This window comes from Dyadobacter luteus (genome assembly GCF_003383615.1).
Classification (GTDB): Bacteria; Bacteroidota; Bacteroidia; order Cytophagales; family Spirosomataceae; genus Dyadobacter; species Dyadobacter luteus.
Genome location: NZ_QNUL01000036.1, coordinates 1 through 23,006, shown reverse-complemented (window position 1 = coordinate 23,006; position 23,006 = coordinate 1). Strand labels below are relative to the sequence as shown.

General features: G+C 42.9%; 20 protein-coding genes. 7 read left to right on the top strand and 13 right to left on the bottom strand.

Annotated elements, in window-relative coordinates:
- The first annotated feature begins 231 nt into the window (after positions 1-231).
- Together DSL64_RS26250 and DSL64_RS26245 are read left to right on the top strand one after the other, a co-directional pair.
- Positions 232-660, top strand: coding sequence for a hypothetical protein (locus tag DSL64_RS26250; RefSeq protein ID WP_115833937.1), 429 nt, complete (start codon positions 232-234; stop codon positions 658-660).
- A 96-nt stretch (positions 661-756) separates the two neighbouring features.
- A complete protein-coding gene (locus tag DSL64_RS26245; protein ID WP_229217235.1) occupies positions 757-990 on the top strand; it encodes a hypothetical protein in 234 nt (77 codons plus the stop codon).
- A 54-nt stretch (positions 991-1,044) separates the two neighbouring features.
- Here DSL64_RS26245 and DSL64_RS26240 read toward each other — a convergent pair whose 3' ends face one another.
- On the bottom strand, positions 1,045-2,373 hold the full coding sequence (locus DSL64_RS26240; protein ID WP_115833935.1) for an acetyl-CoA hydrolase/transferase family protein: 1,329 nt from the start codon (positions 2,371-2,373) through the stop codon (positions 1,045-1,047).
- 220 nt (positions 2,374-2,593) lie between these two features.
- Between DSL64_RS26240 and DSL64_RS26235 the strand changes: the two genes are divergently transcribed.
- Positions 2,594-2,866, top strand: coding sequence for a hypothetical protein (locus tag DSL64_RS26235; protein WP_115833934.1), 273 nt, complete (start codon positions 2,594-2,596; stop codon positions 2,864-2,866).
- Positions 2,867-2,884: 18 nt separating this feature from the next.
- Here DSL64_RS26235 and DSL64_RS26230 read toward each other — a convergent pair whose 3' ends face one another.
- Positions 2,885-4,339 carry an aminotransferase-like domain-containing protein gene (locus tag DSL64_RS26230; protein ID WP_115833933.1) on the bottom strand — a complete coding sequence of 485 codons (1,455 nt, stop codon included), beginning with the start codon at positions 4,337-4,339 and terminating at the stop codon, positions 2,885-2,887.
- An 80-nt stretch (positions 4,340-4,419) separates the two neighbouring features.
- On the opposite strand from DSL64_RS26230, the gene DSL64_RS26225 reads away from it, so the two are divergent.
- Entirely contained in the window at positions 4,420-5,049 is a 630-nt protein-coding gene (locus DSL64_RS26225) for a pyridoxamine 5'-phosphate oxidase family protein (RefSeq protein WP_115833932.1), read from the top strand.
- A gap of 41 nt (positions 5,050-5,090) precedes the next feature.
- On the opposite strand, the gene DSL64_RS26220 is transcribed toward DSL64_RS26225, so the two are convergent.
- On the bottom strand, positions 5,091-5,405 hold the full coding sequence (locus DSL64_RS26220) for a hypothetical protein (protein WP_115833931.1): 315 nt from the start codon (positions 5,403-5,405) through the stop codon (positions 5,091-5,093).
- 160 nt (positions 5,406-5,565) lie between these two features.
- On the opposite strand from DSL64_RS26220, the gene DSL64_RS26215 reads away from it, so the two are divergent.
- On the top strand, positions 5,566-7,179 hold the full coding sequence (locus DSL64_RS26215; protein WP_115833930.1) for a L,D-transpeptidase family protein: 1,614 nt from the start codon (positions 5,566-5,568) through the stop codon (positions 7,177-7,179).
- Positions 7,180-7,239: 60 nt separating this feature from the next.
- Here the strand turns inward: DSL64_RS26215 and DSL64_RS26210 are convergent, their stop codons facing one another.
- From DSL64_RS26210 to DSL64_RS26175, 8 genes are all read right to left on the bottom strand, one after another.
- Positions 7,240-7,545, bottom strand: a complete 306-nt coding sequence (locus DSL64_RS26210; protein WP_115833929.1) for a hypothetical protein — start codon at positions 7,543-7,545, stop codon at positions 7,240-7,242.
- A gap of 137 nt (positions 7,546-7,682) precedes the next feature.
- Complete coding sequence (locus tag DSL64_RS26205) at positions 7,683-8,789, bottom strand: AI-2E family transporter (protein WP_115833928.1); 1,107 nt, start codon at positions 8,787-8,789, stop codon at positions 7,683-7,685.
- Between the two features lie 157 nt (positions 8,790-8,946).
- Positions 8,947-11,067: an outer membrane protein assembly factor BamB family protein gene (locus DSL64_RS26200; RefSeq protein ID WP_115833927.1), complete on the bottom strand. Its 2,121-nt coding sequence runs from the start codon at positions 11,065-11,067 to the stop codon at positions 8,947-8,949.
- Positions 11,068-11,070: 3 nt separating this feature from the next.
- On the bottom strand, positions 11,071-13,026 hold the full coding sequence (locus DSL64_RS26195; protein WP_115833926.1) for a sialate O-acetylesterase: 1,956 nt from the start codon (positions 13,024-13,026) through the stop codon (positions 11,071-11,073).
- Positions 13,027-13,199: 173 nt separating this feature from the next.
- Complete coding sequence (locus tag DSL64_RS26190; protein ID WP_158547982.1) at positions 13,200-15,197, bottom strand: M56 family metallopeptidase; 1,998 nt, start codon at positions 15,195-15,197, stop codon at positions 13,200-13,202.
- Positions 15,198-15,229: 32 nt separating this feature from the next.
- Positions 15,230-15,592 (bottom strand): BlaI/MecI/CopY family transcriptional regulator, encoded by a 363-nt coding sequence (locus DSL64_RS26185; protein ID WP_115833924.1) that lies wholly within the window; start codon positions 15,590-15,592, stop codon positions 15,230-15,232.
- Between the two features lie 203 nt (positions 15,593-15,795).
- Positions 15,796-16,794: a YhdH/YhfP family quinone oxidoreductase gene (locus DSL64_RS26180; RefSeq protein ID WP_115833923.1), complete on the bottom strand. Its 999-nt coding sequence runs from the start codon at positions 16,792-16,794 to the stop codon at positions 15,796-15,798.
- Positions 16,795-16,831: 37 nt separating this feature from the next.
- Positions 16,832-18,544, bottom strand: a complete 1,713-nt coding sequence (locus DSL64_RS26175) for a tetratricopeptide repeat protein (protein ID WP_115833958.1) — start codon at positions 18,542-18,544, stop codon at positions 16,832-16,834.
- A 210-nt stretch (positions 18,545-18,754) separates the two neighbouring features.
- Between DSL64_RS26175 and DSL64_RS26170 the strand changes: the two genes are divergently transcribed.
- Entirely contained in the window at positions 18,755-19,624 is an 870-nt protein-coding gene (locus tag DSL64_RS26170) for a hypothetical protein (RefSeq protein WP_115833922.1), read from the top strand.
- Between the two features lie 79 nt (positions 19,625-19,703).
- On the opposite strand, the gene DSL64_RS26165 is transcribed toward DSL64_RS26170, so the two are convergent.
- The gene (locus tag DSL64_RS26165) at positions 19,704-19,937 is read right to left on the bottom strand and encodes a hypothetical protein (RefSeq protein ID WP_115833921.1); all 234 of its coding nucleotides are present in this window, start codon (positions 19,935-19,937) and stop codon (positions 19,704-19,706) included.
- Positions 19,938-20,506: 569 nt separating this feature from the next.
- Here DSL64_RS26165 and DSL64_RS26160 point away from each other — a divergent pair.
- Positions 20,507-22,627, top strand: a complete 2,121-nt coding sequence (locus DSL64_RS26160) for a type IA DNA topoisomerase (RefSeq protein WP_115833920.1) — start codon at positions 20,507-20,509, stop codon at positions 22,625-22,627.
- Between the two features lie 9 nt (positions 22,628-22,636).
- On the opposite strand, the gene DSL64_RS26155 is transcribed toward DSL64_RS26160, so the two are convergent.
- Positions 22,637-22,879, bottom strand: a complete 243-nt coding sequence (locus DSL64_RS26155) for a transcriptional regulator (RefSeq protein ID WP_115833919.1) — start codon at positions 22,877-22,879, stop codon at positions 22,637-22,639.
- Positions 22,880-23,006: the final 127 nt, after the last annotated feature.

Genomic DNA, 23,006 nt, shown 5'->3' with positions numbered 1-23,006 from the left:
AAACCATCTTATAGCTACTCACGCCAGACATCCTTTGATGACCAGTTGCGAATGGAGCGATAGACGATTTGCATATTCATGATGCAAAAGTACAGGAATTATAGAAATTTTATAAAGGGTTCCGTGGAAATTATGACGGATAAATATTCCAACCTTACTTTCCAACCATTAGAGGCTCAACCTGCTCATTGTAAATGATAAGCCCTTTTTAGATTCTGATCCTGTTTCGCTATGAAAAACACATTTTTTTCTCTCATTTTGATTTTTACATTATCAGCCTGCAAGGATAAGCGTAAAGAGGTCGATCCTTGTGGCTGTGCAGGTTCCATCAATTGTACATTAGAATATCGTAACATCACTATCGAAATTACAGATAAAAATGGAAAACCATATTTATTAGACAAATACAAAGTCACAAGAGCAGAAGATGGACGGGAGATTATTATAAAAACCGATGAGTATACAGCCATCCTCCAATCACTTGGTAAATATCTTTTTGTCGGGGACGGGCACCAATCTTTGACAGATAAATGTGGAAAATTATTTCGTTTCACCGGGTGGAAAGATGGAAAAGAGGTTATTTCGAAGGATTATCTGGTCGCACATGATTGCTGTCACATCCTGATTAAAGAAGGTGATACAAAGGTTGTCATCAACTGATGTCACCGAATCTCAAAATAAATATCGCCCTTATGCAACTTTCAGTAACGACTGAGCATCTTTGGTTCATATTAGCCACGGAAAAAAATGACTTGCATGACAGGCAAAGAGCTATTCGATCATTATCAGGCAGCAGCATTACGCAACGGATTCGGCTCTGCAGAATTCAGCTATGGGAATGTGCTGTTTGAAGCTATGAAGCTGGAAGGAGAAGCTACAGTTTTCAGAAAATTGGAAGAAGCATATGCAAAGGGGCGGAAAATCCAGCTTGCTTATTCTACTTCAGCCAAAGGTGAGCATACTGAGCCGGATCTAGTTGTGATTACCTGAAAACAATACGGCCGGGCTATTACACCCGGCCGCATGCAGAATTTATGAGGTGGCTTACGGACAAAATACCCTATCAGAGAGGCTCGTTACCGCCGGTCGCTGATAACTGCCAAAACGTTCACAAAATGCCCTCTCCAGATCCTCTCTATGATTAGGATGCGCAATACTGATCAATGCGCGGGCTCTCTGCTTTAAGCTTTTTCCAAACAAATCAACCATACCATATTCGGTTACAACCCAGTGAATATGTCCCCGGGTCGTCACTACTCCTGCTCCTTCTTTCAGAAACGGCACGATGCGTGATTCACCTCTGGAAGTCACAGATGGAAGTGCAATAATTGGAATTCCTCCGTCAGACAAAGATGCCCCCCGGATGAAATCCATTTGTCCTCCTATACCAGAATACTGATAAGTGCCAAGTGAATCTGCGCAAACCTGGCCCGTAAGATCGAGTTCAAGTGCGGAATTAATTGCTGTCGCTTTTTGATTTTGGCGAATGATGCTTGTGTCATTCACATAGGCGATATCCATCACACGAATCGCCGGATTGTCGTTCACGAAATCGTAAAGCTTTCTGGTACCCACCATAAATGAGGTCACAGACTTACCACGGTTGAGTTTTTTCAGACTATTGTTGATTACTCCGCTTTCAATCAGGGGAATTACACCATCTGACAGCATTTCGGTATGCAGGCCAAGATTCTTGTGATGTTTCAGATTCCTCAGCACCTGATCCGGTATGGCACCAATCCCAACCTGAATGGTAGCACCATCCTCAATGAGTGAAGCCACATTCTCACCGATTTGTACCATCGCCGGTTTGGCATTTAAAGAATAATCGATTTCCGGAAGATCTGCCTGATGCCATACGAGTGAATCAATTTTGCCAATGTGTACAAACCCGTCGCCGTGTGTTCTTGGCATGGATGGATTCACCTGGGCTATCACATGTTTAGCTGAGTCAACCACAGCGCGGGCAATATCTACTGATGTACCCAATGAACAGAAACCATGAGCATCCGGAGGGGAAACCTGAATCATCGCCACATCCACAGGCAGTTTGTCGCTCTTGACAAGTTGCGGAATCTGGCTCAAAAAAATGGGTACATAATCTCCGTAGTCGCTGTTTACCACTGAACGTGTATTTGCAGAAACAAAAAGAGAATTAAAGAAAAAACTGTTGTGGTGGACAGGATCATTGAAATTCACATCTCCCAACGTGGTAATACTGATAAATTCAACATTCTTTAGTTCCCAATGTCTCTTTTGTAATGCCTGCACCAGGTGAATCGGAGTGGCGGCACTACCATGAATGAAGACTCTGTTGCCTGATTGAACGTGCTTAACGGCCTCTTCAGCAGTTGTATATTTGGGGATATCCATAGACTTATTTGTATAGAAAGTTAGATCATTTTTCAGAAATTGATCTATATCAATCCTGAAATTTTCAATACAAAAATCCTTCGGGATGAGCAGCTAATAAATGACATCAGTAATGTTAATTCATGACGAAAGTCAGCAACACTACATTTCCTGACAAATTCTGTTAGCATGACGCAATTGGCTTAATTTTTGTGTTTTATTCCTGAAACAGCATAGTACTATGGATCAAATTGAACAGCAGAAAAAAGACCTTCAGGAAAAGATTCTGGCAAAACGGCAACAGGTCGAATTCGAAAAGCAAAGTATTACGGAAAGCAAATTATCGGACCCGGATAATACACAGGATCCCGAAGCCAGCGAGGAATTCAAGAACTTTCACGACCCGGAAGGAAATGTTATTGAATCTTCCGAATTGAAAGAATTGAGCAGATCAGAACAGGAGCTGATTTACCTGATCGACAAATTGAACAAACTCAACAAGGATAATGGTTAATATTTTAAATTTTAAACGCTACAAAATTTCCTTCAAAACTTCGATGGTACCAACAAGTTCTTCAGTGGTAGAGGATGCAAAACCCAGCCGGGTAAATCCTCCGCCTGGTAAATCATGCAGCAGGCCATTGGAGAAAGACAGCCCTCTTTTAGATGCCTGTTGAGCAATGAGGGTCATGTTGTAAGTGGGGGCGAATCTGGTCCAAACTGCCAGTCCTCCATCTGGTTTTACAAAACTTACTTTGTCTGGAAGTTCGGTAGTCAGCAACTCACAGAAAACATCTCGCCGTTGCCGGTATTCCCGTAATGATTTCCGTAAATGCCTTTGAATAATACCATTATGCAATAGATCAGCAATTGCATTTTCAAGGGCTACATCGCCTTGCCTGTCAATAATTCTTCGTAATTGTGTCAGCCTTTCGATTACATTCCCAGCGGCAATAACATAGCCTACCCTGAATGCCGGTGCGATTGACTTGGTAAATGATCCGCAATACAACACCATACCTTTGGGATCACTGGCAGCCAACGGAAGAAGCGGTTTGCTCATGTAATGAAAATCGTAATCATAATCGTCTTCAAATATTGCGAATCCGTATCGCTCTGCCAGATTCAGTAGTTTTAGCCGCCTGTCTGCACGAAGCGTAACCGTGGTGGGATAATGGTGATGAGAAGTAACGTAAACCATCCTGACAGGCATTTTTTCACAAAGTAGCTCCAGTTCATCGGTATCCATACCGTTCTCGTCCACTGTGACAGTTAAAATTTTTCCGCCAGCCTGTTGCAGGTTATACTTTGCGCCGGCCCAACAAGTATTGCCCGTCACTACGATATCTCCGTCTGAAATTATTGAAGATGCTGCCAGGTGTAAGCCCATTGTTGTGCCACGAGTGATCATGATGTTCTCTACAGACACACCCATTCCGCGGGTTTGATTCAGATATATAGCCAGCTCCTGCCGTAACCAGAGCGACCCTTCCGGATCAGAATAGCCGAGTCTGCTGTAGCCGTTTCCGTTGATAAGCTGATTACGATATGCTTTCGCCAAATCCCCCAGTGGTGCCAATCGGACATCCGGAAATCCATCATCAAGGTGTAGTGGTTCGGGATATTTGGTAACAGGTCTGTTTGGGTAGTTTAGTTCTTTCAAAGTAAAGCCACTCACTTTTCGGGAGATTAATCCTTCTTCCCTGCCAATGGAAACCGGCTTAATAACGGGAATGTTTTGCGCAACAAAAGTCCCGCTTCCCTGCCGGCCTTCCAGCCATCCCTGTGAGAGTAACTCATCATATGCTTCGGTTACCGTCTTCCGGTGAACGCCAAGCTCTTTGGCCATCACCCTGGAACTTGGTAACTGAAAACCTGCCGACATTACCCCTTTTCGGATAAGCTGTGCCAGTTGATTGGCAATTTGTATGTAGATAGCTTCTGAGTGTGTACGGTCAACGGTAATGAATGATGTTACGGAAAGCATAATTGGACTATTGCAATTTTGAAAATTGGACGGTTACCACAATCCAATCTTAAGGGATATTTGTTAAAAAAACAAGTATCATGAAAAAGCCAGAAGATCATCTCACACCCAGCCGTGCGGCCAAGCGGGCTCACTACCAACCAGACGAAATTTATCCGATATTGGATGAAGCATTGTTCTGTACGATCAGCTATTCGGTCAACAACCAACCATTTTCTATACCGACTTCGTTCGTCCGCTATGCCGACAAAATTTACATTCACGGATCAGTTGGGAGCCATTTTATCAGGGAAATTGAAAAAGGTATTCCGGTTTGTATCACCGTCATGCTTGTTGATGATCTTGTAGTGGCCAAATCTGCATTTAGTCATTCTGTCAACTACAGATCCGTAGTCATTTTTGCAGAAGCAGAGAAAATCGAAGATTATGAAACCAAATATGAGGCATTCAAATGGCTTACGGAAAAAATTGTCCCGAATAGTTGGGATTACCTGAGACCTATGACAGAAAAAGAAGTTCGTAAGACTACGGCGCTTGCTTTTTCTCTTGATAAGGCTTCAGCTAAAATACGCACAGGTATGCCCAATGACGAATTGGAAGACAAAGAGCTTCCAATTTGGTCCGGACTTATACCGCTGCCCGGCGGAAGGCTGGCTCCCATTCCCGACGAGTCGAGTAAGGAATTGCCCCTGCCGCCGCATTTGGCTTAGATATTTTGAAATATTTATATGACGGTCTTAATTACACTGATTTAACCTGAACCTGTGGGTAAATTGTTACTCACAGGGAACATCTTTTGGAGTTCACTTTCAAGCACATTGAGCGTGAGCGTCATTTGCTTTACAACTTCATCCCATTGCAGTTCGCTGCTGCTGAAAGGATCGTAATGCAGATTGATGCGACCTGTTACCTTAAACTGATCATTTTGGAACGGTCTGGAAGCGGTGGTGAGCTTATACTTTCGAAATATATCTACAATCTGATCAGCCGATGTCTTTTCATAGGCTGATATGGTTGAGAAAATGAGAGATCCATTTTTGTAATGGCATATGATGTACTTTTTCATGGCTTTAGTCTGATGATCAGTATCATTAGAAAAAATACTATACCATCCCAAAAAAGTATAGAGTGGGAATCATAGGTGCATAAATCTTATTGTAACCGTTTCATGATGTTTAGCAAAAATGATGTAATATTAGCAGCAATAACCTAATTCAACTACATCTATGACACACAAAATATGCATTGCTCTCCTCCTGTCTTTAGCTTTCTTCAGTTGCCGGGACAAAACAGAAAAAACTAAAGAAATTGCTGTACGCGACACGACCATAACTGTTGAAAATTCTTTTACTGAATTGTTTGTTGATTCTTCTGCGTTGCTGAAATTTCTGGAGACGGTTCCCCACGACGACAGTACAGCCAACCGCATGCGAAGTTTCTATAACCAGCGAAACTTCCAGTTTGCCTGGTTTTTTCCTGATGGCATGGCAGAATTTGTTCCCACTTTCCTGAGTTTACAAAACGACTATATACATTACGCCGGCGACAGTTCGCTGTATAACGCTCCACTTATCTCAGCGGTTGATTCCCTCGCGAAGGTGAAAAAGATTAATCCCAATGACCCGCTGGTTATTAAAACTGAATTACAGTTGACCAGACAATTTCTTCTTTATTCTAACCTGGCCTATTCCGGCGACAGCAAATTGAATACACAGGAACTGGATTGGTTTATTCCGAGACGCAAACTGGACGCTGTATCATTTCTTGACTCATTGGTGAAGAACAAGGGGCAGAATCTGGCTTCTTACGAGCCAGTAAATCGTCAGTATAATTTGCTTAAAAAATACCTGCTGCAGTATTATCAGATTCAGAAGGATTATCCGTGGACTGCGATTGAATCTTCGAAAAAACTCAAAAAAGGAAGTTCTGATACGCTCGTCGGACTTTTGAAGGAACGTCTGGTTTTACTAGGCGACTTGCAGGAAACAGACAGCACAAATGTATTTGACTCTACTTTAACCACTGCAGTAAAGCAGTTTCAGCGTCGTGTCGGCTTAAAACCTTCGGGAGAAACAGGACCGGCATTTTTCAGGGAATTGAGTGTATCCCCCACTGACCGTATTCATCAGATGCTGATTAACATGGAACGGATCAGATGGATGCCAGCCTCCCCGACAACGGATTACCTTCTTGTGAACATCCCCGAGTTTATGCTTCACGTTTATGAAAAAGGAAAACTGTCTTTTGAGATGAATGTGGTTGTCGGCTCTGAAGCGAATAGCACTGTCATATTCTCAGGAACGCTCAATCAGGTTGTTTTTAGTCCCTATTGGAATGTACCGGCAAGTATTCTTAAGAAGGAAATTCTGCCAGGCATCAAACGAAACCCTAATTATCTGGCCAGACATAATATGGAATGGAACGGCGGTTCAGTGAGACAAAAACCGGGTAAATCCAATTCACTGGGACTTGTTAAGTTTCTATTTCCAAACAGCTATAACATTTACCTCCACGACACTCCGTCCAAAAGTTTGTTTGGGGAATCACAAAGGGCTTTCAGCCATGGATGTATTCGTTTATCCGAGCCAAAAAAACTGGCTGAATTCCTGTTGAGAAGAGATAGTACATGGACAAGCGAAAAGATTGGTCAGGCGATGAATGCCGGAAAAGAAAAGTATGTGCGTCTGCGTGGTGAAAATGAAATCCCCGTGTACATCGGTTACTTCACTGCATGGGTTGATTCGGAAGGAAAGCTCAATTTCCGTAAAGATGTATACGGACACGATAAAAAAATGGCGAGACGGTTATTTGGAGAACAGGATCTGGCCAGCGTAGAATAATTTATAAAAACTCGTAGTTTCAGTTTAACACCAACTGAAACTGCGAGATAACAACATGGTTTAATCAACCGTAATCCACTTCTCATCAGCTTCCGACAGGATTGGCAATTGTAGCCGGTAATCTGTTTCAACCTCAAAACTTTCGTCTGTCAATACCAGCGATGCTGCGGTTGCTCCCAATACTTCACTGAATTCATGAAACGCCCTGATGGATCCTTCGAGCCATCTGGAATCATCCTGTGACCGAAAAAATGATTCAACAAGGCAAAAGAATCTGACGCTGTCTCCCGTTCGCCTGTATGCATGGATATGGTAATGATCCTTGCTCCCCCTGTTCTCATAGCATACAATCCTTTTTTCATCCATAGCTGTCAAAAAAAGGCTCTCACACCCATAATTTGTCATTCTTCACTCTATTGGTTAACAACTGATTTACAGTTTAACCTACGACAAAAAAAACCGCACAGATTGGTGCGGTTGGGATATATAGCTATAAGGAATAACTATTCTAATCTTGACTGATCCTCTAAAACTTCTGAAACGGCTGTTTTACTTTCCGGGCTGCTGTCGTCGTCGCCGAGCACCATTCCCCAAGGCTTCAGTCCATCCACACGATCAAAAATAACTTTAATAACAGCTATAACCGGAATCGAAAGAAACATACCGGTAATTCCCCAGATCATCTCACCTAACACCAGTCCGAGCAGAGCTACCAACGTGTTGATCTTCACTTTGGAACCTACAATTTTCGGCATAACGTAATTACTATCCACGAGATGTATCGCAATCACCGCGATTAATACCATCAGAATTTTAGTTGTGGAGGCTGTTGCGAAGGTAATCAGGACAGTTAAAAGTAATGCCGTTACGATTCCGATGTATGGAATGAGATTAAAAATCCCCGTAATCAGTCCTAACAGAAACGCGTATTTTACTCCGATAATCCAAAAGGCTATACAGGATAACAACGTTACAATCAGCATTTGAAGAAACAATCCAACAATATATTTTTTAACGATATACTGAACCTGAGCTACAATATCATAAACTATAACTGCGTGCTGCTCACTGAACAGGGAAACGATAAATCGTAGCAGTAACCTTCTATGAAGCAATATGAAAAATGTATACAGAAATATAAAAAGCAGAAACAGCAATACAGACGAAACGGATAACAGTGTGTGTCCAATCAGAGAAGTTCCGGTATCCAATGCTTTCGTTGCAGAATCACTCAGATAGTTAATCTGTTCGTCAGCATTCACATGAAAGGTGAGTGCAATCCATTTTTGGAGATCCGCCGTTGCAGTAATTACCTGTTGCTTAAAAGCAGGCCAGTCCTGAGCTAATTGGGTTATTTGTGTACCCAAAATAGTAATGATCGCCACAATTCCTAATACAAGAGAAAGAAGCGCAATCATGGACGAAACCGATCTTGGAAACCGGAACTTCCTTTCCATGTAGCCGGCAAAAGGCAATAGTAGCATGGAAAATAATAATGCAAAGATAAGCGGAGCCAGCAGCGTGCGCCCGACGATGGCAATGTAGCAAAGGCATATCAGGCTGATCAGAATGTGTGCAAGCCTGGTATAAAATGGTGTTACTCGAATCATGGGATAACCCGCTGAAATATTTGTTTAGATATGGTTATATACGATAAAATTGTGCCAGATGTTCAATTTAAATAGCGAAGGACAGAAAAAATCTGTCCTTCTGAAAAATCGGTGAACTTTTACGATTCTGTATATACTTTTAGAAACACTTTGTAATTTATGGAAGAGCAAATGCAACGATCTGATTTCCCTTGGCGGTTCCTAATTTTGTACCCCCGCAAGCTATAACGATATATTGCTTTCCATTGATTTGATAGGTTGATGGAGTTGCAAATCCGGCAGCGGGTAATGTGGTCTCCCACAATAGTTTTCCCGAAGCTTTATCAAATGCCCTGAACTTCCCATCCTTTGTAGCAGCTATAAACAGAAGCCCGCTGGCTGTTACTACGGGTCCGCCGTAATTTTCTATTCCGGTATTGTGAACTCCCTTCGCTTTCAAAGATTGTTCTTCGCCCAAAGGAATTTTCCAGAGATATTCCCCCGTATTCATATCAATTGCATTTAACGTCCCCCATGGAGGCTGAATAGCAGGGTGACCGTTTGCATCCAGAAACTTGTTGTAGCCTGTACTCTGGAAAGGTACTCTTACTTTTTTGGACGATATCGCAACTTCTCCCGCCTCCTTTTTCTCATCACCAAAAAGGAAGGAAACCAAAGCCTGTTTCTCGTCTGAACTAATCATTGTAAATCCGGGCATCATCCCTTTGCCGGAAGTAATAATCGTGCTCACAAAAGCCTTATCACGACGTACTCCTATGTTCACTAGTGATGGATATCCGCTCTTGGCATTGCCGGCCCTGTTCTGCCCATGACAGGCTGAACAGTAGGTGGTATAGACCTTTTCTCCCTGGCTCATCGCCGACATCTCACTTTCCTTCGGTGTCTCCTTCATGGTTAGTATCCATGGCATTTCATTACTATTCACATAAAGTATTCCTTTTGTGGGGTCCGCCGCCGCTCCGCCCCATTCGGCTCCTCCGTCAAATCCCGGAAGAATAATCGTCCCCTCTTTTGAAGGCGTCGAGAAACGATCCTTCCGGTAAGTTCTGAAGCGTGCCACCAGCGTATCCCGGTCCGGCGCATGAATACTAATATCTTGTTCTGTGAGTTTATAAGATTCTCTTGCAAACGGTTCAGGCTTTTGGGGCACCGGCTGTGTAGGCCAAGGAAACTCACCGGATAAAGTATTGGTCGGGGCACTTACCTCATGAATCGGGAAGAGCGGAGTACCGTTGGTACGATCAAAAATGAAAACATACCCCTGCTTGCTTACTTGCGCTACTGCATCTACCCTGCGACCGTTATGTGTAACAGTGATGAGGTTAGGAGGAGCAGGTAAGTCTCTGTCCCAAAGATCGTGATGCATTGTCTGGAAGTGCCAGATACGTTTACCCGTACGTGCATCCAACGCAAGCAAACAGTTGGCAAACAAATTTTTCCCCTTTCTCAATCCACCAAAAAAATCATATCCTGCAGAGCCAGTGGGTATATAGATGATACCCCGCTTACGGTCAATTGCCATACCTGCCCAGTTATTTCCTCCTCCGGTATAGGTGTTTTTATAGGCATCTTTAGGGAAAGTCTCATAGCCGTATTCACCAGGATACGGAATGGTATGAAAAGTCCAGGCTACTTTTCCTGTAAGCACATTAAAGGCTCTGATATCTCCCGGTGCTGCGTCGGTGTCTTCCGATAGACGAACCGGCATGATGATCAAATCGTTGAAAATAGTTCCCGGTGTATTGGAAACAAGATATTTATCCCTGGCAGTTTCCGGAAGTCCGTCGTGAAGGTCAATACGTCCTTTATCTCCGAAACTTTCAATCGGTTTACCATTCTCAGCATTCAAGGCATACAGGTAAGATCCTATCGAATGAAGAATACGTTTATCACTTCCCTTTTCCCAATAGGCAACACCCCTGCTTGTGTTTGACCCAACAGTAGATTTACTTCCAAACGTCCAGATTTCCTTACCGGTGGCGGCATCCAGTGCAAATGCCCGCACACCAGCGGTTACTCCGTACAATACCTCATTCACAATGATCGGGTTCATCTGCATCTGGCCCGAATCTGGTGCACTGTAAGACCAGACTGGCTGGAGTTTAGTTACATTGTCAGGATTAATCTGGGTCAATGCAGAATAATGATTACGGTCGGGGCCTCCCAGATATTCAGTCCAGTCCGCATGTACTGCATTACCTGCCAACATCGTAAGTTTCCTTGCAGCGATCAGAAACACTCCGGCTGCGGCAACTATCAAAGCAAATCGTAATTTCATCGATTAGTTAAACTTGTTTTCTTCAGTAAGTCCGGTCCATGAATCTGTACGGAAAGGTGCCAGCGGGAAACCTGCAAGATTAAAAATTTGCCCATCCTCGGTAGCGTCGCTCCAGTTATATCTTACTGCGACAGGCTTATTGATCTTAGTGTTAGATATCTCGATTTTACCATTATGGATCAGCGCTTGTGCATAATGAAAAACCTTGTCTTCTCCAGCTATCTCAAAGCCGGTCACATAGCCATAACGATTTTTCACCTGTAAACCGTCATCCGCATATTTCACTGAAATAATGGCTTTACTCCCTTCAGTTTCCATTTTATCGAAGACCGGAGATTCCGGCATGTTGGGCATACCATAATCCTTATTCAATGCCTTGGCTGCAAGCCGTTTGCCAACATCTTGTTTATTAGTCGGATGAATGTCTTTTGGATTACCTATATCCGTGGTAACCACCATTCCGGTGCCCGGCAATGCTAACGTCATGTTTTGTGCTTCACGCAGTTCCGCCCATGTACTTCCTTCGTTACTGTTGACATCCCTGCCAAAACTTGATAGCTGCACCCAGTAAAAGGAAAACGGATCTTGCCACAACTTTCTCCAGTTATCAATCAGCAACGGGAACGCTCTCCGGTATTGATAAGCTCTTCCGGCATTGCTCTCACCCTGGTACCATAGCGTACCCCGGATGGCAAACGGCACAAGCGGTGCTATCATTGCGTTGTAAATGGTAGTGCCCACATTATTCATCAGATGCGCATATTCATGCTTACCTGCAAATGATGGCATAAGTTTCCAATCGCTTGCGAGACTCACCTTTTGTTGACCCGCTTCTACATACATATCCGAATTGCTGCCCATAAGTCCCGGACCGAACCAGGACGTGCTAAGAACTTTACCCACTTTAATGACAAGCTGATTATCTCCTACTTTCCAGGTATTTACAGGCAGAGCTATTTTACGGGAACCTTTAACAGCATCCGAGCTTACTAACCTGCCATTAATGTAAACTTCTACCTTATTATCATTTTCGGCGAGCGAAAGTGTGGTAGGTTTTTCATTCATTTCATCCGGTAATACTACTGTTTTGGCCATGAATCCATCACCACGAAATCCCATGAGCCCTTTCCAGTCCCATTGTCCAACGGGATCCGGAGCAGATTGCCATTTACTGAAATCAGCAGATCCACTGATGTATTTGCTTTCATCTGATTCTAAAGGAGTGTAATCTGAACTTTTGAAAAGTTGCGTTCGCAACTTCCGGTCCATAATCAGGTCTGCCTGCTCCCACGTCTGAGGCAAGTTTTGTGCGTAATCTCTGAATTCATCACTTCCGGCCATCGCTTCTTTGCTGATCCAGCCCTCAATCTGAGATCCTCCCCACGAAGAGTGTAGTATCCCGATTGGTACCTTCAATTTTTGATATAATTCACGGGCAAAAAAGAATCCCACGGCTGTAAAGTCACCAACTGTTTCAGAAGATGCCTGCTTCCATTTTCCTGATTTGAGGTCCTTTTCGGTTGCCAGAGTCACAACGTGCTCCACCTTAAAATGTCTTATTTGAGGAAAATCTGCGTTTTTACGTTCAGTCTCATAATTATCGGCTCTGGAAACCGGCCATTCCATGTTAGACTGCCCTGAGCATAACCATACTTCACCGATTAATACATCCTGAACCTTAGCAATTCCCGATTTTGCGTTGACCGAAATGGTATGTGGACCACCTGCTTTCAACGGTTTAAATCGTACTACCCATTTCCCGTCACCAGCTGCTTTAACAGTCTGATTTTGGCCTGCCAGTGTAATTGTTACCTTTTCGCCAGGCTTGGCCCAGCCCCACACCGGAATGGGTTTTTCTCTCTGTAAAACCACATGATCAGAAAAAATACGGGCCAGACTGACCTGTGCAAACGATGCACCCGGAATAAAAAAAAATAGAAGGAGAAGAGTACGAACCATCGTGAATATTTTATGTATTCCTTTATATAGACATGACACGCACGTTTCTACTATACGAACAGACAAATTATGTGACTTAAGGTACAACTGATCATAAAAAATAGCTACCCCTACAAAGAAAGATGCTCCGGCGACAAGTCACCGGAGCATTTCCAAATCCATACCGTTTTAAATCATTTTCTCTGAATCGAACCCGTAATAGTATGCCCGGATACATCCTTCCAGTTATAAACCATTTCTGAACCTTTGGTCTGTAAAAATCGCTTTCTGTATTTCGAATGAACAAAGGAAGATTGCTTAACGCCGTTAACTTCAAATTCCGAATCGGTAAGTCTGTAGCTAAGCCCGTCCTTGCCAGTGATGATTCCATCTTTTTTCAGTTCTGAAATAAACTCCTGCTGAAGTTTTTCAAACTTTGTCCTGAGTTCTTCTGAACGTACGCGTTCCACCTCAGCATGTGCTCTGAGCACTTCTGCTTCCCTCTTTAACACAAGCGACTGCTTTCTCAGCTCTTCGCTGTTCTTCCGCAATTCCTCGGTGTCTATTCGGGCCAGTTCTTTTGCTTCTGCCGCCAGTACTTGTGATTCACGTACAAGAGCTTTTGTTGTCTCACCATGAATACCTGCCAGTTCTTTCGCTTCGGCAGCAATAATTTGTGCTTCACGCGCCAGTGCCTTCATCTCGTTTTTATCGAGGTAAGCCATTTCCTTTGCATTCAAAGAATGGACCCGCATTAATTCAGCCTCTTTTTTAAGTTCAATAGCTTCTTTTCTTAGTTGCTCAGCTTCCAGTCTCAGTTCGTCAGATTGCTCTCTAAGTTCCTGTGCCTGTTCTTCTTGTTCCCTGAGCTCCTTCAATACAGGTTCAAGCTCAGCCTGATACGACGGGATTTGATCTGACGTAATGACCTTTCCATTGATTGTAAGTCCGGTGATTTCGCCATCAATTTCTGTAATCTCATACCTTTTTTTATCTCTTGTAATATGATAAGTGGATATATCTTCCCCAGAACCAGCAACACCAGGTGCTGGCGGTACTGGTAAAGTATCAGAAAACGGTGCCGGTGGGGTTGGTGGCGCAGGTGGAGCTATGGGAGCAACTACATTCACAGGCGGCGGCGGAGGAGGAGCTGGAATTTCCTGTTTTTGAAATGCTGCCAAAAGCGCAGCTCCGCTTAAAAGACTAACCGTTACAAATAATTTTTCCATGGCATCTAAAGGTTTATTGTAGTTATGAATGATACGTTTGATTCGGGACAGCAAATGATTACGCTTGCCTGCAAACGCAACCAACTGAACAGAATCATTTAATTTGTATTCCTGGTAAACTACAAGTGCATTGACAAAAACTTTCTTATCCGAAACTGCTGATATGGCGAGGTCGTCACAACAGTGTTCCCTTTCCTGGCGGATCAGATAAGAAACCCACAAAAGACCGGGATTGAAGAAATATATACTTTCTGCAAAATTCTGGATCAGATTGACCAGAAAATCCTGCCGTCTGGCATGTGCCAGCTCGTGAAGCAGAATAGCTTCAATCTCAGCCTGTGGTAATTGAATGAAGAATCCGGCGGGTACAATAATCATGGGCTTCAGTACGCCCGTAACTATAGGAGTTACAATCCGCTCTGATTGCCGAAGCATCACCGCTCCTTTGAATTTCAACAAAGAAGCCAGCTGTACGACCCTGTTTTCCCATTGTCTGTCTACCGGTGTTGAATGCGATGTGCGCAGACGATGTATACGAGCGAGACCTGTGCATGTTTTTAAACTTTTACCCAGAAAAATCAAAAACCAGATGCCCACAATGATCGTCGCATTTTCCGAAGCAACGGCAAGGACCTTTGTCAGAAAACCCGTGGAGATATTCTCAACACCAACCTGATGGAATCGAATTTGTTGCGGGATGCCTGCTGAAATCGTTGCACTTGAATGGATTACCTTTCCACCGTTGTACTGCATAAAAAACGTAACACAGTTAGCGAGAACAAAGCAAAGCATCAGCCCTGAAAGGATGTTATAGCGAATGGCTGGCCTCACATTTCGTGTAGAAAGCAGTAAGATCCCAGCCAAAACTGCCAGAATAATTCCTTGCCATAACGAGTGAATGAGCGTCCAGCTGAAGGCCTGAATGAAGTCAGAATTCCATGCAAACAGATTGATATTTTTCATAATCATGGCTAATAGATCTTAAAGTACTTTAATCAATCCAGCTTATTCAGAAATTCCTTTATTTCATCCAGCTCTTCTCTGCTGGTTTTCTTATTACCAAAAAGTTGCATCACAAGACTGCTCGCCGATCCGTTGTACATCGAATCTACGAAACGTTCCAGTAATTTCGTTTTGGTCTTTTGCTCAGCTTCCGCAGGACTATACACATGCTTCATGCTGCTTTCATCCCTTGTAACAATTCCCTTCTCGGCCATAATCTGCATCAGCTTCAAAGTTGACGAATACTGCACCGCCCTTTTTTCTTCGTTCAATTTGTCATTTACAAACCGGACTGTCGACGGCCCGTTTTGCCAAAGCACCTGTAATATTTCCAGTTCTGATTTTGTAGGTTCCATACGTATGTATTCTGATATCGATCCAAAGGTAGGAAATATTTCGTACGAACAAATATTTAGGATTTATTTTAGTATAAATTATTTAAAATAATCTTTGAGTAACCACACCTCATTTTGGTAAACGACTGATTATAAACAAAAAAAACTGCTGCATGTCTGGTTTATCCACCACGCAACAGTTTCGTTAAAGTTGTTTAATTAAATTAATCCCTGTGTTTCAATACATATCTCCCCTGTGCTTTGCCGTCCAGCAACTCCTGCAATTTATCCTGCAAATCTTCAGGATGAATAACTTTAACAAGATCGCTGAGTTGTTGAGGTTTCCAGTTGTTGGCCAATTGCTCCCAAACCTTTAACCGTAAAGACATGGCAACCTCCGCCGAGTCTATACCATGAAGAGTTATCCCTCTCAGAATGAATGGAAAAACAGAAGTATTTAATGAAGCCGATGCCACATTGCCACAGCTCGTCACTACGCCACCAGGCATTACTGACTTTAATATACCGGAAAGGATCGCCCCTCCGACATTGTCTATACCTGCGGAAAAATCCGCTCCTGACAGCGGTTTAGTATCGTATTGATCTACAAAATGGTTCCTGTCAATGATTCGGGTAGCGCCAGCCACATCTGTAAGAAAGGAATTTGACGTTTTGCCTGAAACCGCCGCAACCTGATAACCGATTGTACTTAATATTGCAATGGCCGTGCTCCCCACACCTCCGGTAGCTCCACTCACCACAACCGTTCCGGACCCGGGCAGAATACCTGCATTCACAATCTTCTCTATAGAAAGACCGGCGGTAAATCCGGCAGTGCCAAAACTCATAGCTTCTAACAGCGTTAGGTTTTCGGGCAAAGGTACTATCCATGACGCAGGCACGCTGATGTATTCACCAAAACCACCCCAGGTATTCATGCCAAGGTCGTAGCCTGTGACCAGCACCTTGTCTCCGTTTTTGAAGGATATATTTGTTGAGCTCTCGACGATTCCTGCAGCATCAATGCCAGGAACATGGGGAAATTTCCGTGTCACACCTTTATTCCCGGATGCGGACAAGGCATCCTTGTAATTCAACGACGAATATTGAACCCTGATCAGAACCTCATTTTCAGGTAGATTATTTAAAAACAGAGTTTTAATTTCTGATTTAAAACCCTGATCTGTGTTTGTCACATACAATGCATTGAAACTTTTATTCATAGCCAGACACGGTTTGTTGAAAATCACAAAATCTTACTTACCAATTCATAACAACAGAACCAGAGGGAATTGATTCCGCATCAGAAAATGCTCTTAAATATTCCTGTTTATAGGAGTCGGCCTCCTTTTTTTGTGCCTGCAGGCTCTTATACAATCCCAGGTTAGACCATCCGTTACCCGGATTTTTGGCAAGATCCTGCCGAAACACTGCTTCAGCCGTTTCATACTCCTTTAATTTAAGTAACTGAGCACCCAAATATTGTCGTACTGGAAGAGGCCAGTCGTTTGGCTCGGTGTAGATCAGCTTATCTTCAGTAACAATGGCTTTTCCCAGAGCCAGGTTACTTTCAAAGTATTTTTTACCATTAAACAAAATTGCTGAATTGAGTATTTGTTCCGGTATTTCTACTATATCAACTGGTGCGTTAAATGGAACGCGACTTTTAATTAAACTTTTATCGTTCATTTTTGATCTCAATTGGCTTAATTGCTCCTTTGCTGCTCTAGAATTGCCTTTGTTGACATGAGCCATACCTTTAGCAAAATTCTGAATCAGTCCTGCATAGATCCAATCTTTCTCAATCACAGTAGTATCATTCAAAATCTCATCCCACTTTCCAAGGCGGACATTTGTAAGAACGGGCAACATAAAAAGATATTGGTCATACGTAGCCTGTGCAGATGGGGCAACACTCTGACGTGCCTTCAATGCGCTGTTCATCGCAGTCGTATACATGCCTCCACTTAGCGCGCAGTAGGTTTGTACGGCAAAGTAATGTGACGAATGCCTGTTGAGATTCAGATTTTCGGCCAGGTTCTTATAGACCAACAGATTATCATCCGCCAGGTTATTGACCCTTACTCCCTTTGTATACAGACCGTTGCGTTGGTATTCATGACTAGCCATATGAACCATATGCGGCACGCCTGGAAGTAATTTCGCGAGCGCATCGGCATTGGGTAGTGCTACCTGAGGATGATCCGATGCCTCAGTGAGGTGAATGTGATAGTGCAGGGCGGCAGGATGTTCGGGGTTCTCTTTCAAAACCTGTTCGCAAATGGCGACGACTTCCGGCGTCCAGGCTTTGGCATTTCCGGATTGATCCCAAAAATCCCAGGCATGCATGAGCATAATTGCATCAACATATAAAATTCGTATGTCCTGATCGCCCGGATACAATTCAATCAGCTCTTTTAGTTTTTTTGCGTAAGCGTCTTCTGACGTTTTCAACTCTCCGCCGCCCAGTTCAGGATTGTATCTGATATTCATGGCCGCAATCAGATGTTTTTCCTTTTCAGATGCGCCGGTGCTGTATTGATTCATGCGTGCCAAAACTTCACCTATAGAAGCAGGTTTGGTGTAGGTATGCGCCGCATTGTAGTAAGGGCCGAGCGTCAGCGCTTCTCCCCAGTATGCCATTGCAAGTGACGGATCCAGCCGCGCAGCTTCTTTGAATGAAGCAGTCGCCTCTTTCATATGGTAGCTGTAATACATACTCAGCCCCTGATTGAAATAGTATTGTGCGCTATCCACCTGAGTTGAAACTGCATACTCATAATTTCCCCATCCCGGCAGCACGCCGATATATTTACCATTAAAAGCAGGAACCACTTCTCCCGCTGCCGCAGGACCGCACATCGTGATAGCCGTTGCTACATCATTAGCATTTGATTTGGCAATCTTGTTTGAAAAAATATAAAATCCCGAAGCAGTTAAGCTAAGAGAAGCAGTTAGTAAGAGGTATTTCATAGAGTTGAAAGTTTCAAATGTGCCTAAGTCATTTGCAACGCAGAGCATGACCCGATTTCAAGTTAACAAATGGTGCAGTTATATCACATCCATTTTGCCATTATTTAATGCCTGTAGGATCAAATCACTGTTATGTTATCTGCTATCAATTGAATCTTACAAATTTTCTTTCTTTTTTTATTGTTACGTTCATCAATATTCTCTAGTCCCATGACCTATATTAAGATCATTTTTGTACTGATCATTGCATTACTCGACCGTTGCGGCATTATCAGGCGACCTGCCCCTTTACCAGAGAAGGAAGTTGTGTATAAGGCTCCTGAGATAAATCCGGAAGGTACCTGGCGGCTCAGCGATATGAATGGTGAATTACCCGAAGAAAATCCATTAAGCGCTGCAACGCTATACTCTTTCTTCCCCGACAGTACTTTTTCGGAAGTAAAGAGTAGTGGGGAGTTTGCAGCCGGCGCATGGAGCTATAACAAGGTCGATAGCAGTCTGACCATTAAAAAAGAAAAAATAACCCTTACTTATCATGTGTGGGCAGGTCGTGATGGTGATGGTGTTAAAGTACTGATGTTAACCCAACCAGATAACAGTTCGCTGGAGCTTGGAGCTTTTGGAAAGAAACTGGATGTATACAAAGAAGATCCATTTTACCCTGCAAACAACACCTGGAGAAACAGGCCTGCCAAAGCGGAATGCAAACAGGAAGTTCTGAGCCGGCTACGGGGATATCTATTGCACAGCGCTTATTTATTCAAAGCTGCCGATACACGTAAGCAATCCATTATTTCCTGGGAATTCTCCAAAGGCATACTGAAAATATACCGGAGCGGAATAGGTGTGGTAAAACAGAAGTCCGTTCCCGGAGAATGGATAAGCTACTTCCATTCCGAAGAAGATGCATTACTTGCACATACAATTCTGGAAGACTTCTTCATGACAACCACTTACAAAGGTGAGGCTACGGGCAATTGGGTTAAAGACGATTACGATATCCTGATAAGTACTTATGAAAGATTAAAAACCAGAAATCTGGCTTCTATAAAAACGGGTACAAAAAAAGAGAGCAGATAAATATCCGCTCTCTTTAACCAATCTCATTCTCAATCCAAAACCCCGCCTAACCTGGGGTTTAATTTCTTGCTTCTCAAACTTACTTTTTGAAAGTAAGCTCTACGATAGCTGCTTTCTGATTTGCATTGTATTTGTTGTTGATCTCAGTTGTATTTTTTGCAACCTGTGGTGCAGGTGTTTCAAGAGCTGGTACGTTTGCAGGTAGTGTGTTAACTACTACAGCTGTTTTTGCTTTTTCATCAGCAGCATTAGCAAAAGTAACTACTGTCATTGCCATTAGGGCAGCCGCGAATATATTTTTTGTATTTTTCATCGTTCCTATAATTGTTGTGTATCTCGTTGTCTTTCTTTCTAATTGTGATACAAAGATAATACAATATTTTGAATGAAAGCATAATACAATGGAAGAAACAGAATTATATTCTGAACTTTACATCATTATACCAGATGTGAGTGTTTTAAAAAATATAACTATTCAAATATCAGAAAGTTAAAATCTGAAAATTCCGGTACTTTTAAGCCTAAGCTTATTTTGAACCTTGCCTAATACGATTTTACTTGTATTTCAGCGTATGTAACTGCATATTGAAAATGTGCTACAGTCAGCCTAAAACCAAATATTATTCGGAGTGGATTTTACCAATGGCAGATTTCTCCAGAATTTGGTTGCCTGACATTATTACAGCCGAAAAAAAATTTAAATTATTTTTTATTTTTTTTCTAAAACCTCACCATAGCTCTGTATTTCAAGGATTGTGAATCTTATTTCTATGATTAAAAAGGCTATACTCTCTATCGTGCGAGGCGAGAAAATCAATTTAATTGTTAAACTTTGCTTCCCATTTTACCAATAGGACATCAGATAGTCCTGAGTTCACGCACATGAAAGTTTGTATAGCTGAAAAACCCAGTGTAGCCAAAGATATAGCTGCCGTGCTGGGAGCCAGCCAGAGGAAGGACGGATACTTCGAGGGTAATGGGTACCAGGTTACCTGGACCTTCGGGCACTTTTGTACGCTGAAGGAGCCTCATGACTATACCGACAGGTGGAAGTCCTGGCGACTGGAAGATCTGCCCATGATTCCGTCCAGCTTCGGTATTAAGCTGATTGACAATGCAGGCGCCCTCAAACAATTCGGTGTAATTGAAAATCTGGTGCGCGACTCTGAGCAGGTGATTAATTGTGGTGATGCCGGCCAGGAAGGTGAACTGATTCAGCGTTGGGTTTTGCTAAAAGCCAAAAACAAGGCTCCCGTCAAAAGACTATGGATTTCTTCTCTTACTGAACAGGCAATCAAAGAAGGATTTAACAAGTTGCGCGAAAGTGAGCAATACGATAATTTATATGCTGCCGGTAGCGCGCGAGCAATAGGTGATTGGCTGCTGGGCATGAATGCAACCCGGCTGTTCACCAAAAAATTCGGGCAGGGAAAAGTTGTACTGTCTATCGGTCGCGTGCAAACCCCTACCCTTGCACTGATCGTCCAGCGACAGAAAGAGATTAATGCTTTCGTTGTCGAGGAATATTTTGAGCTTAAAACCCTTTACCGGGAAACAGAATTTACCGCAACCATTGATAGAATCAAACTTCAGGAGAAGGCAAATAAAGGCCTGGCTTATCTTCTGGAATTTCCGTTTGAAGTAACCTCATTTGAGAAAAAGGAAGGTAAAGAAGGAAATCCCAAGCTATTCGACCTTACATCGTTGCAGGTGGAATCCAACAAAAAGTACGGATATTCTGCGGAAGAAACGCTGAAGCATATTCAGAACCTGTATGAGAAGAAGTTTGTGACCTACCCCAGAGTAGATACCACCTATCTTTCGGAGGATCTTCATCCCAAGATTGAAGGTATCATGAGAGACCTGACCTATTATAAAGAGTATACAGAAGTATTACTTGCCAATCCGATACCGAAACTAAAGACGGTATTTGATGACAAAAAAGTAACAGATCACCATGCGATTATACCTACTGGTGTGTTGCCGGTTCATGTAAGTCAGGATGAAAAACGGATCTATGATATGATTGTCAGAAGATTTCTTGCTGTATTTTATCCTGAATGTCGTGTCTCAAACACAACCGTGTTGGGAATGGTAGGAAAGGTGGAATTTAAAGCAACAGGGAAACAAATCCTGGATCCTGGTTGGCGTATCGTATATGCCAATGATAAGACTGAAAAGAAAGAAGGTGCTGACGAGGAAAAGGTAATGCCCAACTTTGAAGTCGGGGAAAGTGGTCCGCATGAGCCGTGGGTACATCAGGGAAAAACGTCGCCTCCCAAACCTTATACAGAAGCTACTTTGCTCAGGGCAATGGAAACGGCCGGAAAGCAGGTAGAGGATGAAGAAGTTAGAGAGTTACTGAAAGACAATGGTATTGGCAGACCTTCAACACGTGCCAATATTATTGAAACACTCTTCAAGAGGAAATATATAGAGAAGAAGAAAAAGAACATTTTCGCTACCCAAACGGGAATGGATCTTATTGATACCATCAGCAATGAATTACTCAAAAGCGCGGAGCTTACCGGTGTGTGGGAAAGGAAGCTGAGACTTATTGAGAAAGGTGAATACCAGATGGAAACCTTCAAACAGGAATTGATTCAAATGGTGGTCGACCTGACAAGGGAAGTGAAAATGAACACCGGCAAATCTATAGCCATAACAGAAGACAAACCAGAGGAGCCTGCAGAGAAACCGAAACGGATTGCTAAACCCAAAGAGCCCAAGGGAGATATTTCCATAGAAACACTCACCTGCCCGAAATGTAAACAGCATCTTCTGAAAAAAGGCCGTACCGCCTATGGCTGTGCTAATTTTCAGGAATGCGGCTTTAAAATTCCGTTTGAATTTCTGGGTAAAAAGCTAACAGATAAACACGTGTATGAACTGCTAAGCAAAGGTAAAACGGCAAAAATAAAAGGATTACAAATGCCGGGCAATCCTGAACCTGTGAGTGCCCGGCTGGTGATGAATGGAGACTTCAACTTTGAAGTGGAATAGTCTTCGCGATTACATCGGATTTGGCGGAGTTTCAACTGAGGGAATGCTAAATGTAATTCCCGATATCTCGCAAAGCGCTAAAAACTCTTCCAATGCCGGCAGCTTTTTACCTTCCAGGATCTTCTTAGCATCAGCCTCAGATACTCCGGAATTTTTTAAGGCAGATGACAGATCAATACCTTTTACATCTATTATTTCTTTCATGTCAGCTACAAGCTTTTGAGCCTTTTGCTGATATACCTGCGTTTCCATATGTATTCCTTTTTGTTTTATTCGGTTGAACAGAAAATCATGCCAACAAAATCGAGTAGGAGGAAAATGAAAGTTTTCCTCCTTTCATTTTCCGTCCTCTCACACCACCGTGCGTACGGGCCTCGTA